The organism is Haloferula sp. A504, assembly GCF_044385805.1.
GTDB lineage: Bacteria > Verrucomicrobiota > Verrucomicrobiia > Verrucomicrobiales > Akkermansiaceae > Haloferula.
Genome location: NZ_JBISBU010000011.1, coordinates 33,290 through 49,052, shown reverse-complemented (window position 1 = coordinate 49,052; position 15,763 = coordinate 33,290). Strand labels below are relative to the sequence as shown.

The following is a 15,763-nucleotide window of genomic DNA, read 5'->3' as shown; positions in this document are numbered from 1 at the left end:
CGAGTCCGCCGCACTGCAAGAAACAATCCCCACATGGCCTTTCTCACCACCACTGATTTCACCGCAGGCCCCTGGCCCTGGGTTCTCGGAGCGCTGGCCGGTCTTTTCCTCGGCTGGCTGATCACCTACCTCGTCGGCTCGGCCCGCCGCGGCCGGCTGGAGGAGCGACTCGGCGCAAGCGAACGGCGGACGACGGACCTCGAGGCGCGGCTGGCCCAGACGCAGGCCGCGGTGGACGACGAGGAGCGGCAGGTCGAGACCTTCCGCACCCAGGTCACCGAGCTCAAAACCCGGCTCGAAGAGGAAGCCAAGGCGGCGAAGGAAAAGCAGGCCCTGCTCGACCGGGCGGAGGAACGCCTTTCCAACACCTTCAAGGCGCTGTCGGCCGATGCGCTCAAGGCCTCGACCGACCAGTTCTACAAGATGGCGAGGCAGTCGCTCCAGGCGCAGCAGGACGAGGCCAAGGGCGAGCTGGAGAAGCGCCGTGTGGCCATCGAGCAACTGGTCAAGCCGGTGAGCGAGACGCTCGGGAAATTCGAGGGACGGATCGGTGAGATCGAGAAGGCCCGGGTGGGTGCCTACGGCGAGCTGAAGGAGCAGGTGAAGGCCATGGCCGAAAGCCAGCTCGGCCTGCAGCGTGAGACGGCGCAACTGGTCAAGGCACTGCGCCAGCCGACGGGCCGCGGCCAGTGGGGCGAGATCCAGCTCCGCCGTGTGGTCGAGATGGCCGGCATGCAGGAGCACTGCGATTTCCAGACCCAGACGAGCACCACCGACGACGAGGGCAGGCGCCTGCGTCCCGACCTGATCGTGCGCCTGCCCGGCGGCAAGACGATCGTGGTCGACTCGAAGACGCCGATGGATGCCTACCTCGATGCGGTCGAGGCGCCCGACGATGCGGCGCGCGACGAGGCCCTCAATCGCCATGCGCGGCAGGTGCGCACGCACATCACGCAGTTGTCCTCGAAGAACTACACCTCTCAGTTCGAGCACGCGCCGGAGTTCACGGTGCTGTTCCTGCCGAGCGAGTCGTTCTTCTCGGCGGCCCTGCAGAGCGACCCCGGGCTGATCGAGCGCGGCGTGGATCACGGCGTGATCCTGGCCACGCCCACCACCCTGATCGCGCTGCTGCGGGCGGTCGCCTACGGCTGGCGTCAGGAGGCACTGGCCGAGAACGCGCGCGAGATTTCGGTGCTGGGAAGGACGCTGCACGAGCGCCTTGCCGTCCTCGCCGGTCACTTTGCCAAGCTCGGCAAGTCCCTCGACTCGGCGGTCGGGCATTTCAACTCGGCGGTCGGATCGTACGAGACGCGGGTGCTCACCACGGCGCGCAAGTTCGAGGAACTGCAGGCGGCGCCGGAGGGCCAGACGCTGGAAACCCCTCCACGGATCGAAAAGGCGGCCCGGTTGCCGATGGTGGCGGAGGAAGAGAGCCCCGACCCCGCCAAGGAAAAGGCCAGCTCGGCGGCGGATGACCTGAGATCGGCGCTGGAGGGGTAGAGGACCGCGCGACGCTGTCGCGCATCGATACGCCTGTTCGGTGTGAATTGCTCCGGCGGATGGATGCCATGGGGGTGATGCACCATGCCGCCATCGATCTCCGGGCCTCGATGGTGCTGCGATGCGCGACAGCGTCGCGCGTTCCTTTCGGCGTTGGATCCGGCACCTGGCTGCATCAGACTCTCTCGCCATGCAGAACGCCGATGGTTGGCGCAGGCGGGGATATCTGCCGCACATCGATGCAACCCATCGCCTTCAGGCGATTACCTATCGGCTTGCCGATTCCGTGCCAAAGAAGGTCATCGAGCGATGGCTGGGAGAATTGGGCACCGTCACGGAATCCGACCGGCAGGAGCAATTGCATCGCCTGATCGCCGAGTATGAGGATCGAGGGCATGGGGATTGTTGGCTCAGGGATCCGGAGAATGCAGCGATCGTGGAGGAGAACCTGAAGCACTTCGATGGAGAGCGCTACCGTCTCGATGCATGGTGTGTGATGCCCAATCACGTGCACGTTCTGATTTTCTGCCACGAAGCCGAACGACTGGATCAGATCGTGCGGTCATGGAAGAACTACACGGCTCGCCTGATCAATCGTCGAGTTGGGCGAGAGGGTCGATTGTGGAATCATGATTACCACGACCGCCTGATCCGTGATGAAGATCATCTGCTCCGTGCCCGACGCTACATCCGGATGAACCCCGTCAGGGCCGGGCTCTGCAAGAGGCCGGAGGATTGGCGGTTTGGAAGTGCGTTTGGTGGGTGAGGGAGGAAAGGACCGCGCGACGCTGTCGCGCACCGGTGTGTCCGCCCGGGATGAATGGGCTGAGGAGATGGATGCAGAGTTGATGATGTGGCTTTGGGTATGGGGTTGGAGTGGTTCGGTGGTGAAACGCTGCGCGACGGCGTCGCGCGGTTCCCAGGAATGTGCTAGGGTTCGCGCCATGATTCGCCTCCTTGCCGTTCTCACCATTCTTGGAAGCACCTGCCTCGCGAAGGAGCGACCGGCTCCGGGCGTGATCGGGCCGTCGGATCTCGAAGGGTTTGGGGATCTGGATCCGGCGCGCCAGCGACTGGTGCTTGTGGCCCTGGAGGAGACCGAGCGCCTGAAGTTGTCGAAGTATGTCGCCCGCAGTGCGGATCCCGGGGAGGGTGGATTCGATTGTTCGGGGTCGATGTTCTATCTCCTGAAGAAGATCGGGCTGGAGCCGGCCCGGAGTTCGGCCGCGCAGTACGAATGGATCAAGAAGAAGGGAGAGATGCATGAAGTGCCGCAAGGCACTGCTTCGCTGGACGATGACGCCTTCGCGGAACTGAAGCCGGGCGACCTGCTGTTCTGGGCCGGGACCTACCAGGCGAAGGATGGCAGGAAAAACAAGATCACCCACGTGCAGATGTATCTCGGTCGCGAAAAGAACAGCGGCCCGGTGATGGTCGGCTCCAGCGATGGCCGCAGCTATCGGGGTCAGGCCCGTTGTGGTTTCGGCGTGTTCGACTTCAGGTTGCCGCGGAAGGGGTCGAAGGCGCGCTTCGTCGGCTACGGGACACCGCCGGGGCTGGTGGGCGGACAGTGAATGTCCATTCACGCGATCCCTTGAAGACCGCCGCACGACGCGGCCGGGAGGCCGCCCGGCCCTGCCATGGCGCTTGGAAAGCGCCACTCCTCACCCGCGGTCGTGGTCGAGGATGAAGGGCTTGCCGCGGAACTTGACGCCCTTCATCGCCGAAATGACCTGCTCGGCGAACTCCTTCTTCACGTCCACGCGGCTGTGCTTGAAGAGGATCTTCACGTGGCCGATCGCACCCTGGGGGACGCCCGACTCGTTGTAGAGCATGCCGATGATCTCGCCGACCTTCACGCCCGACTGCTTGCCGAGGGAAAGGAACAGCGGGGTCATGTCGGCGTTGTCGTGCGGGCCGCTGCGCTCCCGGCGCTCCCTGGGTTCGCGTGGCGGACGTTCGCGGCGCGGGCGCCGCTGCCCGGGTTCCTCGTTGTCCTCCGGGACCTCCCTGAACTCGCGTCCGCTCTCGTCGCGCAGCATCGTGAGCAGCGCGCCGACGACATCGGTCGGCGTGTAGCCCTGCTCCAGCAAACGGTCGAACTGCTCCTCGTAGGAGTCGAAGCGCTTCTCGTCGAGGCGCTCCTTGATTTCCTCGAACAGGCGGTCGGCCACCCGACCCTCGACGAGCTCCTGCGACGGCACCCGCTCGCGGCGGATGCTCTGCTTGGTGTAGCGCTCGATCATTTCCAGCCGGTGCAGCTCGCGGCCGAAGACGAAGCTCACCGCCCGACCGCTGCGTCCGGCCCGGCCGGTGCGTCCGACCCGGTGAACGTAGTCCTCGGGGTCCTGCGGAAGGTCGTAGTTGATGACCAGGTCGATCTCGTCGACGTCCAGCCCGCGGGCCGCGACATCGGTCGCGACGAGCACCTCCACGGTGCCTTCGCGGAAACGCTTGAGCACGCGTTCGCGCATCTGCTGGGTGATGTCGCCGTGCAGCCGGTCGACGGCGTAGCCGCGGGCGAGCAGGGCCTCGGTGGCCTCGTCGACGGAGCGCTTGGTGTTGCAGAAGACGATGGAAAGACGGGCCTCGTCCATGTCGAGCAGCCGCGACAGGACTTCCACCTTCGAGCGCTGGCGGACTTCGTAGCAGCATTGGTCGATCGAGCTGACGGTCTTCGACTTCTGCTCGACCTGGATGGTCCTGGGCTCGCGGCCGAAGCGCTCGATCAGGGTCGACACCGCCCGGTTCATCGTGGCGGAGAAGAACAAGGTCTGACGGTCCTCCGGCAGTTGGCCGAGGAGGTCCTCCATTTCCTCGCGGAAGCCCATGTCGAGCATGCGGTCGGCCTCGTCGAGCACGACCATCCGGATGCCGGAGGGGTCGAGCGACCGGCGCTTGAGGTGGTCGAGCACGCGACCCGGGGTGCCGACCACGACGTGGGCCCCCTGTCGCAGGGCGCGGAACTGTCGATCGATGGGCGCGCCGCCGTATACCGGCACCGCCCGCAGGCCCTTCATGTGGGAAGCGTAGCGGTGGACGTCCTCGCAGACCTGGTTGGCCAGCTCGCGGGTGGGGCAGAGCACGATCGCCTGCGGGAAGCGGTCCTCGAGATCGATGCCGGCGAGCAGCGGCAGCGAGAAGGCGGCGGTCTTTCCCGATCCTGTCTGGGAAAGGCCGATCAGGTCCTCGCCATGCAGCGCCGGCGGGATGGCCAGCGCCTGGATGGGCGAAGGGCGCTCGAAACCGAGGGATTCGATCGCGGCGAGAAGCGGCTCGGGCAATCCGAGCTCGGAAAAGGGAGGCGTGTCCATGAGACGGAGCGCGCCGCGTCAGTCCGCGGCGGCGGGTGCGCAGCCTTGGGCTCCGCCCGCAGTCTGACAAGAAGCGATTTTCCGCGTCGGGCGGGACCTGCTGCCGCGGGAAGGCGGGGGCAGGCCACCAATGGAGACTTGCGCCCATCCGGCAAAAACGTCCACCGACGGACCGCGAGCTTCCTTGGTGCGCCGTAGCCTTGGCGAAGGAGACAGCTCGCATCTCTGCCCGGGCTCCGGGGCGAGCTAAAGCTCGCGGTCCGTCTCGGCAACAGCGCCTGCGAGCCCGGCCATTTTTCTCCGGATCCGGCGACGCCTCAGCTCCCAGCACCCGAACCATGAGAATCCCCACGCCACGAATACAAACCAGAGAGGAAAGACCATCACCATGGTGTTGATGATATCTCCTGTTGAACGAGACCAGTACCAGCTCTCAGGCGTGCCGTGCTCGATCACACCAGTCCTCGGATCAGCCCTCAAGATCGTGCCCCTCTCATAGGAAACCCGCCGCATCGTCATGCCTGGGGGAGATTTTCTGAAGTCATGCAACTCAATCGCGACACATCCACTGTCTGTTGAGATCGAATCCACACGCGAACCACACACAACCATCAAAGTGGACCGCATGTGCATCGAATCCCACCACACCCACCCCAAAAACCCCGCCACCAGCGCCCCCATCCAAAACGCCACCGACTTCCACCAGGGCTTGAGCGTAACCGAAGCGGGGGCGTCGTCCGCTTTCATGGACCCTACCTCTTGCCCGCCGCCGTGCTGATTTCGGCCACCAGCCGATGCAGCACCAGGCGGTGATCGAGGCCCGTGGTCACCAGCTCGCGGTCGGCCTTGAGCGCCGACTCCATGACCTTTCTCAGGGTCCCGAGCTTGAAATTCCGGACCGCGCCGATCGAAAGGAACAGCGGGTAGGCATTCACGCCGCCGGACTTCTTCTGCGGCAGCCAGGCGCGCTGGACTTCCGGCAGGCGGTCGATCGCTCCGGCGAAAGACTTGTAGTGATTGGTCGGCACGCCGGTCTCCGAGACGACCTTGGCCATGAAAAGATTCCGCACCGTCGGGATGATCGAGGCGCGCATCACGCCGATCGCGCTCTCGCCGCGCTCGAGCTGCTGGTCGATCAGCTCCAGCGCCCGCGCCGCATTGCCGCCCTGCAGGGCCTTGCCAATCTCGAAGACCACGCCCGCCCGGCTCATCGGCACCAGCGCGCGGACGTCGTCGATCGTCACCGTCCTCCGGTCCTCACCGAGGTAGAGGTCGATCTTCTCCAGCTCGCTGTTGATCTGGCGGGTCGCCTCACCGGCGAGCATGACGAAGAGTTCCAGCGCATCATCGTCGAAGGAAAGCCCGAGGTCCTTCGCCCGGCCCTCGACCAGCGCCGCGACCTCCTCCTCCCAGCCCTCGCGGGAGGTGTCGATCTTGTCGTAGCTCTTCACCTCGGCGTGCTTCTGCAGCCACTTCCAGAAGGCCCGGCGCTTGTCGATGCCGGTGGCGCTCAGGAGAAAGGTCACGCCGTTTCCGAGTCCGGCGTCGAGGCAGTCCTTCAGCGCCTCGACACCGCTCAGCGTGCGGTCGGAGCGGCCGGTCACGTCATCGATGAGAAAGGTCGCCGATTTGAGCCACACCACTTTTTCCCCGCCGAAGAAGGGCAGCGTGTTGAGCGCCTCGACCACGCTTTGGCAGATCGCGAAGGCACCGTCGGAATTGTCGGCGGTGCCGTCGATGGTCTCATGGGTGAAACCGTCGTCATTGCCCCCGGTCAACTCCCGGTGGAGGCGCAGCGCCTCCTCCTTCACCCGGCCCTCGTCGGTCCCGATCACGGCGTGGATGTTCCCCTTGTCGGCCACGGGTCGAATCTGAATCGGCCCCCGTCCGCTGCCAAGACCGAAGCGCCTCAGTCGAGCAGGTCGATCATCTCGCCCACCGTGTGCCGGCTCTCCAGCGGATGGCGCAGGCGGGTGCGGCGCTGGATCGTGTAGCGGTTGCGGCGGCCGGTCTTGGTCACCTTGAGCACGCCCTCGTCGATCAACTCGGCAAGGATCCGCTGCACCGCCCGCTGCGTGATGCCGATCTGCGCGGCCATGTCGCGGATCCGCAGTTCCGGATCCCGGGAAAGCACCACCAGCACGTGCATGTGGTTGGTGAGGAAGGTCCAAGCATGGCTTTCCGGCGCCGACTCGACCGAAGTTTTCGAGGTTCGTGATTGCATGAAGCCTAAAACACGACAACAAGTTCGCCCATCACCGCTTCGGGGCAAGGAAATTCTCCAGGCCTCCCTGCCCGCAACCGAACCGGAACCTCGTCGTGGATCTGCTGCTTCAGAACCTCATCTCACCGGTCGTCCTCGCCTTCCTGCTGGGAATGGTGGCCCGTTGGGTGAAGAGCGACCTCGAGATCCCGGCGGCGATCTATCAGGCGCTGTCGATCTACCTGCTTTTCGCCATCGGCCTGAAGGGCGGCGTCGCGCTTTCGCAGACGCCCATCGCGAACCTTCTCGGACCGCTGGGGATGACGCTGCTGCTCGGCGTGGTCACGCCCTTTTCCGCCTTCATGCTCCTTTCGACCTTCGGTCGGCTCGACCGGATCGACGCCGGCGCCACCGCGGCGCACTACGGATCGGTCTCGGCGGTGACCTTCCTCGCCGCGCTTGAGGCGGTGAAGATCGCCAACCTCGAGGCCGACGGATTCCTGCCCGCGCTGGTCGCGGTGCTCGAAGTGCCCGGCATCATCGTCGGCCTGCTGCTGGCCCGGCCGCGAAGCAGCGGTGGAAACGCGGGCGGCGCGACCCTCAGGGAGGCGGTCCACGAGGTCGTCGCCGGCAAGAGCATCTTCCTGCTGATCGGTGGCACGGTCATCGGCGCACTCAGTGGTCCCGCGAAATTCGAGAGCGTCGCGCCTTTCTTCGCCGCGCCGTTCAAGGGCGCACTGTGCCTGTTCCTGCTGGAGCTGGGGATGGTGGCGGCAAAACGCCTGGGCGATCTGCGCGAGGCCGGCTGGCGGTTGATCGTCTGCGGGATCGTGCTGCCGCTGGTGCACGGCCTGCTCGGCACGCTGGGCGGTCACTTCGCCGGCATGACCCCGGGCGGAGCCGCCGTGCTCGGGGCCATGGTCGGCAGCGCCTCCTACATCGCCGCGCCCGCCGCGGTGCGGATCGCACTGCCACAGGCCAGTCCGGGCATCTACCTCACGCTCGCCCTCGGAGTGACCTTCCCCTTCAATCTCAGCATCGGGATTCCGCTCTTCCTCGCTTTCGCGAAATACCTCGCCAAGATGTGATCCATGAAGACGCCCCTGGTCCTCGTCACCGTCATCACCGAGTCCCTTTTCAAGGACAAGATCATCGACATCCTGCGCAAGAAGGGCGCCACCGGACACACCCTCACCAACGCCCAGGGCGAGGGCTCGCGGGGAAGCCGGGCCGCCGACTGGGAGGGGCCGAACATCAAGATCGAGAGCATCGTCTCGCCGGAGGTCGCCGACGCGGTCCTCGAAGCCGTCTCCGGAGACTACTTCGAGAACCACTCGATCATCGCCTGGACCACCGAGGTGAACGTCCTCCGCGGCGAGAAATTCGTGAAGCGGTAGCCGGCCGGATGCCACGCGTCAGACCCCACGGGGCGACGCCCGTGCCCGGCCTACACCTCGACCGGCAAATGCTCCGCCTTGTAGCGCAGCAGGCAGCCGGCCCCGCCGTTGCGGTCGAGCAGTTCGCAGTCCTGCACGGTCTCGATGGGCAGGTTGTGCCGGCTGGCGAGCCTCACGAGTTCCTCCTGATCCTCCTGGGGCAGCGTGTTGGAAACGATCAGCCGGTCGGCCCGGCCTTCGCGCAGGGCCAGAGCCACCGATTCGGTCCCGACCGTCGCCAAGCCACCCGCACGCACCGCCTGGACGAGGGTGTCGACGGCATCGTGCGCATCCTCCGCCTCCGCCCTGAGGAAGGACCCGACGGCCTGCGAGAGCACCTCGCCGAGGCGCTCGTCGCTGACCCCGGTCTTCAGCTCGTCGATCACCTTCGACTTGAGATGCGGTGGCAGCGCCTCCGACATGCGCGAGACGTAGCGCGCGTCGCCGGCCAGGATCAGCGCATTGTGCCCGCGCTTGGCCATCAGGCTCTCGATGATGGCGATCTTCTCCTTCACGAAGCGCTTCTCCCGCTCGCGGGTGTGGTTCTTGTAGTGCTCGCGGGTCCACTCGCGACCGATCCGCTCGCGCAGCGCCGGACGGCGGGTGAGCAACTCGACCGACTGGGCACCGAGGTTCATTTCGATGATCCGGGCGCTTTCCTTGGTCGTGAGCACCACGACGAAGCGGTTGAAGCGGTCCTTGAGTTCGACCAGCGGGTAGATCACCGCGAAGTCATCGACATGCAGCCGGGTTTCCAGCGGCACCTCGAAGGTCATCGGCAGGAAAAGCGGATGCTCGCCCCAGCGGCAGAAAACGGCGCCACCGCGGCCCCTCGCCTCCCCGAGCCAGCCCTCGATTTCCTCCGCCGCGTCGTCGAAGTCCTGCCGGACCGCCGGATTCCGGAAGGTCTGGCGGGTCAGCTCGACCCACGAGCGGAAATGCGAGCGGGTCTCGTGGCGCGAACCCGACAAGTCGAAGTAGGCGCTGATGACCGGAGAGTCCCCCTTGGGAAGACTGGCGAGGGCGATGAGATGCTTGCGAAGCTTGGCGTAGTTCATGTTCGGGATAGGGTTGTCCCGAGAAGATCATACGCATTCTGTTTCATGCAATTGGAATCGCCTGTCAGCTTTTCCATTCGCGCTCGGCGAGGCGTCGCGCGATGGCGTGGCCGCCGAGCGGGGCGGTGATGAAGACGAGCAGCAGGGTCGCGCCGATCAGGATCAGCGATCCCGGATCGTGGAAGCGCAGGGCCGCGGCGACCAGCAGCAGCAGCACCCCCAGCGAGGCCGCCTTGGTGCCGGCGTGGAGACGCGCGAAGGGATCGGGCAGCCGGATCAGGCCGATCGAGGCGATCAGGAAGAAGAGGCTGCCGAGCAGGAGGAGTATTTCGGAGATCATGTCCGGATCAGGCGGGAGAGGATGAGCGTGGAGACGAAGCCGAGCAGCGACAGCACGAAGGCGAACTGCAGCGCCAGCGGACGCTGGTCGTGGAAGGCCAGCATCACGGCCAGACCAAGCAGCTGGAAGGTGAGCAGGTCGACGCAGATCACGCGATCGGCGTCGTCCCGGCAGGTGATCAACCGGCCGAGCGTGAGCGCGATCGCCAGCGCCAGCAGGAAGGTGGAGATCTCAAGCATGGCGGCTGAAGGGCAGGCGGATGGAGCCGACCAGGGCGGCATACTTTTCCTGGATGTGGCGGATCTCGGCCTCGGGATCGGCCCCGCCGTAGAGGCTGTGGACGAGCAGGGTGCGGCCCTCGTCGGCCTCGTCGACCGACAGGGTGCCGGGCGTCATGCTGACCAGCGCCGCGAGTGCGAGCCGGTGGACGTTGCTCGGCAGATCGACGGGCACGCGCAGCAGGACCGGCTGGAGCCTGGGCCGGGGTGCCAGGACATCCCGGGCGATCCGCAGGGCTCCGAGCGCGATCTCGAAAACGTAGAAGAAGGGAAACAAGAGCAGGGCCTTCATTTGGCAGCGGTGTTGGCGGGTTCAGGCGCGTTCCCCGTGCCGAGCACGGCGTCGATGTAGGCGGTCGGCTCGCGCAGGCCTTCGGCCGCCGTCTCGGCGAGGCCGAAGAGCGGTCCGGCGGCGAAGCCGATGATCACCGTGACCACTCCGAGCGCCAGCGAGCTGGCGATGGCCGGCGGGGCCGCCGGCTTGGCGGGGCCGGCCTCCGGTGCCTCGCCCCAGAAGGCGGCGCGCCAGATCTTGAGCATGGAAAAGACGGTCAGCAGGCCGACGCCGACGATCGCCGTCGTCGCCAGGGTGTCGCCCGTTTCCAGCGACGAGCGGAGCAGCGCGAACTTGGCGAAGAAGCCGGAGAGCGGCGGAATGCCCGCCAGCGAGAGCGCGGGGATGGCGAACAGAAGCGCCAGCCACGGGGCCGCGCGCAGCAGCCCGCGGGTCTGGTCGAGTTCGGAGGAGCCCGCCCGCCGCTCGACCAGACCGGCAACGAGAAACAGGTTTGCCTTCACCACGATGTGGTGGACCAGGTAGAAGATCCCGGCCGCCAGCGCCAGCGGGGTGTAGAGCGCCAGCGCCAGCGCCATGTAGCCGACCTGGCTGATGATGTGGAACGAAAGGATGCGCCGCATCCCTCCCTGCGCGACGGCCCCCAGCACCCCGCCGAGCATGGTCAGCACCGCCAGCAGCTCCAGCAGGTCGCGGTGCGGAAAGGTGTCGGTGCCGAAGACCATCCCGAAGACCCGGAACATCGCGTAGAGGCCGATCTTGGTCAGCAGCCCGGCGAAGAGCGCGGAGACCGCCGGCGGCAGCTGGGGATAGGACGAGGGCAGCCAGAAGGCGAAGGGCAGCAGCGCCGACTTGATCGCGAACGAGCCGAACAGGAGCGCCGTCGAGCTTTTCACCAGGAAGGCGTCGTCGGCGCCCGCGAAGCGCAGGTGCAGGTCGGCGAAGTTGAGCGTGCCGGTCTTGCCGTAGATGAGTCCCGCCGCGGCGAGGAAAAGCAGCGAGGAGACGAGGTTGAGCAGAACGTAGCGCCACGCGCCGGCCCGCGCCTCCCTGCCACGCATGATGGCCATGAGCGCGAACGACGAGAGAAGCAGTACTTCAAACCAGACGTAGAGGTTGAACAGGTCGCCGGTGAGGAAGGCGCCGCAGGTCGCGGTGCTGAGCGTGAGCACCAGCGGGAAGAAATGCCGGCGGTGCCAGTGCGCCGGCAGCACGGCGGCACCCGTGACAAGTGCGGCAAGCGTGACCAGCTGGCACACGGCGAGCATCAGCGCCGAAAAGGTGTCGGCCACCAGCACGATACCGAAGGGCGCGCTCCAGCCGCCGGCATGCACGGCGAAAACCTCGCCGTCGGCCGTTGCCGCAACCAGCCCGAGGGCCGCCGCGAGGCTGACCGCGACGGCCAGGATCGCAATGCCGGCGGTCACCCGCGGGCGGGGGCCGACCGCCAGGCACACCACCGCGCCGACGAAGGGCGCGAGCAGGCACAGCAGGAGCTGGAGGTCGGGAGTCATTTGTCGGACGAGCGAAGGACGAGGGTGAGCAGGAAGGCGATGATGCCGAAGCCGATGACGATGGCGGTGAGGACCAGCGCCTGCGGCAGCGGATCCGTCGGCACCGCCATGCCCTTCTCGATCAGGGCGGGCGCATTGTGGCGCAGGCCGCCCGAGGCGAAGAGCACGAGATTGGCCGCCTGGCCGAGCAGGATCAGGCCCACCAGCGCGTCGATGCGGCTCGGACCGAGCAGACGATACAGTCCGGCGGTGGCCAGGAGTCCGATGGTGATGGCGAGGAGAACGGGCATGGACGGAAGTTCAGGGTGAAGAGTTCAGAGTGCAGATGTCCGGTTCGGCTGGAAATGGCGGAGGAAGCCGAGGCAGAAGCCGAGCACGGTGAGGTAGACGCCGAGGTCGAAAAGCAGGGGCGTGCCGAGATGGAAGTCGCCGGAGTGCCACCACAGGCCGGTAAAGAATTCCTTGCCGGAAAACAGCGGCAGAAGCGCCGAGCCGAGCGCCACACCGAGTCCGCCGACCATGAGCCGCAGCGAGGCATGGCGCAGCCGCCGGGCATCGAGGCGCGGATGGCGCACGAGCAGCAGCAGGCCCAGCGCCGTGGCCGCGACGAGGGCGGAAATGAAGCCGCCACCCGGAGCGTTGTGCCCGCGCCAGAAGAGCCACAGCGAGACCGGCAGGCAGAAGGCCGCGAGCCCCCGCGCCGCGGTGCCGAGCCACGGGCTTTCACTGTCGAAGGGCAGGATGGACCGCCGCCGCGCCGCGCCGAGGGCCGCCGTCGCTCCCAGTGCGGCGATCGCCAGCACCAGGATCTCGCCGAGGGTGTCGATGGCCCGGAAATCGACCAGGATCACGTTGACCACGTTGGCGCCGTAGGCCGCGGACTTGCTGTGGGTGAGGTGGAAATCGGAGATCGGGTGGTCCCACTCGAGCGCCATGGCTTTCAGCACCAGCATGGTGACCAGCAGGCCGCCGGCGAGGGCCACCAGCGCCCGGCCCAGGGAAAACGACGAGGTGGTGGCCTCGACGCCGGTCTTCTTGAGCACGCCGGCCAGCAGGAACAGCAGCAGCGTTTCCGCCATCAGCTGGGTGAGCGCGAGATCCGGGGCGCTGAACCAGAGGAACAGCAGGGCGACGATCAGGCCCACGAAGCCGAGCGAAACCAGCAGCGTGAGCGTGGTCCGGGCAGTGCAGGCGAGAAAGGCGGCCAGCGCGGCCACCGGTGCCAGCAGCAGCCACACCGAGGTGCCCGCCGAGGCATCCGACTCGGGGAAGGACCACTCCGCCGCGTCGAGGCCGATGAAGGCCAGCAGGCCGATGGCCGCAATCATGATTCCCATCTGCACCCCGGGCCGGCCCGCTTCGAGCCATCGACCCGCGCCGGTGCCCAGCGTGCGGATCGCCTGCACCGTGTTGTTGAAGGCCGGCTCGAAGATCGGCTGCAGGCTGTCCGGGAGCGGGGCGAGATCCGGCCGGATCAGCACCCGCCACACCGCCACCGAAAGCAGCAGCGCCCCCATTCCCAGGCCGAAGGCCGGCGTCCAGCCATGCCAGAACTTGAAGGCCGCATCCGCCGGTGCCCCGAGCGCGGTGGCGGCCGCACCGAGAAACTCGTGGGTCGTCGCCGGCAGCGAAATGACCAGCCCGAGCGTGCCGAGAGCCGGGATCAGGGCGGCCAGGGTCATCGAAAGCGGGAGCCTCTTCTTCGGCTCGGGGCGCTGGCGCCAGTCGAGCAGGGGCAGCAGCAGCTTGAGTCCCAGGCCCAGCACGCCGGCCGCGGCCAGTGCCGTCGAAACCGCGAGCAGCGGCGAGTAGGCCCAGGTGGCCTTGAGCAGGTATTCCTTCCCGAGGAATCCCGGCAGGGGGGCGAGACCGATCAGCGACAGCGCCGAGACCGCGAAGGCCAGACCGGTGAAGGGCGCCGCCTTCACGGCGCCGACCAGCCCCCCGAGCTGGCGGGTGCCGAAGGTTTTCTCGAGGTTGCCGGCGGCGAGAAAGAGCGGCGCCTTGTAGAGCGCGTGCGCGGTGAGAAAGATCACGAACCCGAGCATCGCCGCCGGCGTGCCGAGACCCGCCAGCACCGTCAGGAATCCGAGCGCGGCCAAAGTCGTGCAGGCGAGCAGCGCCTTGAGGTCCTGCTCGCGCGCGCCGCGCAGGACCGCCGTGGCAACCGTGAGCAGACCCGCGGTGGTGACCAGCGGCGTCCACAGCGGGTGCCCGGAAAGCAAAGGCGCGAGCGTCGCCATGAAGAACACGCCGGCCTTGACCATCGTGGCCGAGTGCAGGAACGCCGACACCGGGGCCGGACCGACCATCGCGTTCGGCAGCCAGAAGTGGAACGGCCACTGCGCCGACTTGGTGAAGGCCCCGAGGAGAAGCAGCACCAGCGCGCCGCTCGAAAGCGTCGCCGCCGTGCCGTCGCCGGCCATGGTCAGCAGCTCCACGATGGATGCCGTGCCAAAATGCAGGTGCGTCAGCACGATCCCGGCGAGCATGCACGCGCCGCCGGCGAGGGTGACCAGCAGCGCCTGCGCCGCCTTTTCCCGCACCTCCTCCTTTTCATGGTGGAAGCCCACCAGCAGGAAGGAGAGCAGCGAGGTCGCCTCCCAGAAGAGGAACAGCAGGTAGAGGTTGTCGGAAAGGATCACGCCGAGCATCGCCAGCGTGAAGCCGCACAGCGCCGCCAGCACCCCGGGGAGGTGACGGCTTTTCGCCAGGTAGCCGCCGGCATGCAGCACCACGCAGGCCCCGAGCCCGAGGACCAGCGCCGCGAACCAGGCGGTGAACGAGTCGAGCCGGAACGCGAACTCCACGCCCAGCTGCGGAACCCAATCCCACGACTGCCGGGCGGGTTCCAGCCCGGGCACCCGGGCGAACATCGCCACCGAGCCGGCAGCCATCAGGGCCGCCGCCAGGCCGGTGATCCATTGGGGCCGCGAGCGCACGAGACCCGGCCACAGCAGGGCCAGTGCCAGCGGTACCACCGGCAGCAGGGCGGAAAGGAAAGCCTCGCTCATCTTCAAAAATGCCGGACGTTTCAGCGATATCCGGCCTCGGTGGCACACGGGCAGGACCGCGGGGCCGCGCCATCAGCCCGCCCCTGCATGGCCGGCCGACCCCGCCGCACGGGGGCGGAGGCGGACGGCACTTCGTCGGACGGAACGGCGGGAATCTTCTCGAATCGCTTCATGAGGCACGCGGCGGGTCTCTGGCGAAAGGGTTTGCACGAATTCGATGTCGTTCAATAAGAACCGGACTGGAAATCGGGCTTTCGATTCCAACCGACGGCTTCCGGGCTCTCCATCGATCGCAACGACGGTGCCATCCTGTGGAAGCGCACGATCGAGTGCGGCAAGCCCGAGAATCCGCACCGGATGAACAGCTTCGCCACGCCGACCTGCGCGACCGATGGCAAGCTCGTGGTCGCGTTCTTCGGCCCCGGCGGAATCCACGCCTTCGACCTGGAGGGCCAGCCTCGCTGGTTGTCGGCGACCACATCCTGATCCAGAACGCCTGCGCCGGTGAAACGCTGGTGCTCAAGCCGGGCGACCAACTCGAGATCGTCGGCCACAACACGCTCGGCGCGGAAGTGGACGAAATGTTCCGCGCTTCCCTGGTCCCGGCCGAGGGACGGATCTATGCGCGTTCGCTTTCCATGCTCTACTGCATCGGGGCGAAGTAGCGCCGGTTTCCGGTGAGGCGGAAAAATTCAACCGCAGAGAGCGCAGAGATCACAGAGCTTGGAGAAGAGACCTCTTCATCCTGGAATCCCCGGTTGCGGAGTCCAAGCCGTGGTTTCAATCGTGGTTTTCGGGTTCATAGAAATCC

At 66.8% G+C, this 15,763-nt stretch carries 18 protein-coding genes; 7 read left to right on the top strand and 11 right to left on the bottom strand.

All coding sequences use genetic code 11. The features are described 5' to 3' along the window. The first annotated feature begins 33 nt into the window (after positions 1-33). The 3 genes from rmuC (at position 34) to ACG2LG_RS07770 (ending at position 3,074) form a co-directional block, all read left to right on the top strand. On the top strand, positions 34-1,500 hold the full coding sequence (gene rmuC / locus ACG2LG_RS07780; protein WP_396257847.1) for a DNA recombination protein RmuC: 1,467 nt from the start codon (positions 34-36) through the stop codon (positions 1,498-1,500). A gap of 121 nt (positions 1,501-1,621) precedes the next feature. Continuing rightward, complete coding sequence (locus ACG2LG_RS07775; RefSeq protein ID WP_396257845.1) at positions 1,622-2,266, top strand: REP-associated tyrosine transposase; 645 nt, start codon at positions 1,622-1,624, stop codon at positions 2,264-2,266. Positions 2,267-2,444: 178 nt separating this feature from the next. Then, positions 2,445-3,074, top strand: a complete 630-nt coding sequence (locus ACG2LG_RS07770) for an NlpC/P60 family protein (RefSeq protein ID WP_396257844.1) — start codon at positions 2,445-2,447, stop codon at positions 3,072-3,074. Positions 3,075-3,164: 90 nt separating this feature from the next. Here the strand turns inward: ACG2LG_RS07770 and ACG2LG_RS07765 are convergent, their stop codons facing one another. The 4 genes from ACG2LG_RS07765 to ACG2LG_RS07750 form a co-directional block, all read right to left on the bottom strand. After that, positions 3,165-4,814, bottom strand: a complete 1,650-nt coding sequence (locus tag ACG2LG_RS07765) for a DEAD/DEAH box helicase (RefSeq protein ID WP_396257842.1) — start codon at positions 4,812-4,814, stop codon at positions 3,165-3,167. Positions 4,815-5,060: 246 nt separating this feature from the next. Then, positions 5,061-5,561: a hypothetical protein gene (locus tag ACG2LG_RS07760; protein ID WP_396257840.1), complete on the bottom strand. Its 501-nt coding sequence runs from the start codon at positions 5,559-5,561 to the stop codon at positions 5,061-5,063. 5 nt (positions 5,562-5,566) lie between these two features. Continuing rightward, entirely contained in the window at positions 5,567-6,676 is a 1,110-nt protein-coding gene (gene holA / locus ACG2LG_RS07755) for a DNA polymerase III subunit delta (RefSeq protein ID WP_396257839.1), read from the bottom strand. Positions 6,677-6,723: 47 nt separating this feature from the next. After that, on the bottom strand, positions 6,724-7,038 hold the full coding sequence (locus ACG2LG_RS07750) for a helix-turn-helix transcriptional regulator (protein WP_396257836.1): 315 nt from the start codon (positions 7,036-7,038) through the stop codon (positions 6,724-6,726). Positions 7,039-7,133: 95 nt separating this feature from the next. Between ACG2LG_RS07750 and ACG2LG_RS07745 the strand changes: the two genes are divergently transcribed. Together ACG2LG_RS07745 and ACG2LG_RS07740 are read left to right on the top strand one after the other, a co-directional pair. After that, entirely contained in the window at positions 7,134-8,105 is a 972-nt protein-coding gene (locus ACG2LG_RS07745; RefSeq protein WP_396257835.1) for a sodium-dependent bicarbonate transport family permease, read from the top strand. A 3-nt stretch (positions 8,106-8,108) separates the two neighbouring features. Beyond that, entirely contained in the window at positions 8,109-8,414 is a 306-nt protein-coding gene (locus tag ACG2LG_RS07740) for a P-II family nitrogen regulator (RefSeq protein WP_396257833.1), read from the top strand. A 50-nt stretch (positions 8,415-8,464) separates the two neighbouring features. On the opposite strand, the gene ACG2LG_RS07735 is transcribed toward ACG2LG_RS07740, so the two are convergent. The 7 genes from ACG2LG_RS07735 to mbhE form a co-directional block, all read right to left on the bottom strand. After that, on the bottom strand, positions 8,465-9,511 hold the full coding sequence (locus ACG2LG_RS07735; RefSeq protein ID WP_396257831.1) for a hypothetical protein: 1,047 nt from the start codon (positions 9,509-9,511) through the stop codon (positions 8,465-8,467). 64 nt (positions 9,512-9,575) lie between these two features. Further along, positions 9,576-9,851, bottom strand: a complete 276-nt coding sequence (mnhG, locus tag ACG2LG_RS07730) for a monovalent cation/H(+) antiporter subunit G (RefSeq protein WP_396257829.1) — start codon at positions 9,849-9,851, stop codon at positions 9,576-9,578. Beyond that, positions 9,848-10,090, bottom strand: a complete 243-nt coding sequence (locus ACG2LG_RS07725) for a monovalent cation/H+ antiporter complex subunit F (protein WP_396257827.1) — start codon at positions 10,088-10,090, stop codon at positions 9,848-9,850. The genes mnhG and ACG2LG_RS07725 overlap by 4 nt, the downstream gene beginning before the upstream one ends. After that, entirely contained in the window at positions 10,083-10,421 is a 339-nt protein-coding gene (locus ACG2LG_RS07720; protein WP_396257825.1) for a Na+/H+ antiporter subunit E, read from the bottom strand. The genes ACG2LG_RS07725 and ACG2LG_RS07720 overlap by 8 nt, the downstream gene beginning before the upstream one ends. After that, on the bottom strand, positions 10,418-11,938 hold the full coding sequence (locus ACG2LG_RS07715) for a complex I subunit 5 family protein (protein ID WP_396257823.1): 1,521 nt from the start codon (positions 11,936-11,938) through the stop codon (positions 10,418-10,420). Before ACG2LG_RS07715 ends, ACG2LG_RS07720 begins: the two co-directional genes overlap by 4 nt. Continuing rightward, positions 11,935-12,228, bottom strand: a complete 294-nt coding sequence (locus ACG2LG_RS07710; protein ID WP_396257822.1) for a sodium:proton antiporter — start codon at positions 12,226-12,228, stop codon at positions 11,935-11,937. The genes ACG2LG_RS07715 and ACG2LG_RS07710 overlap by 4 nt, the downstream gene beginning before the upstream one ends. A gap of 24 nt (positions 12,229-12,252) precedes the next feature. Beyond that, on the bottom strand, positions 12,253-14,952 hold the full coding sequence (gene mbhE, locus ACG2LG_RS07705) for a hydrogen gas-evolving membrane-bound hydrogenase subunit E (protein ID WP_396257820.1): 2,700 nt from the start codon (positions 14,950-14,952) through the stop codon (positions 12,253-12,255). A gap of 357 nt (positions 14,953-15,309) precedes the next feature. Between mbhE and ACG2LG_RS07700 the strand changes: the two genes are divergently transcribed. Together ACG2LG_RS07700 and ACG2LG_RS07695 are read left to right on the top strand one after the other, a co-directional pair. Continuing rightward, complete coding sequence (locus ACG2LG_RS07700) at positions 15,310-15,438, top strand: hypothetical protein (RefSeq protein WP_396257818.1); 129 nt, start codon at positions 15,310-15,312, stop codon at positions 15,436-15,438. A 29-nt stretch (positions 15,439-15,467) separates the two neighbouring features. Further along, on the top strand, positions 15,468-15,617 hold the full coding sequence (locus tag ACG2LG_RS07695; RefSeq protein WP_396257817.1) for a hypothetical protein: 150 nt from the start codon (positions 15,468-15,470) through the stop codon (positions 15,615-15,617). Positions 15,618-15,763 lie beyond the last annotated feature (146 nt).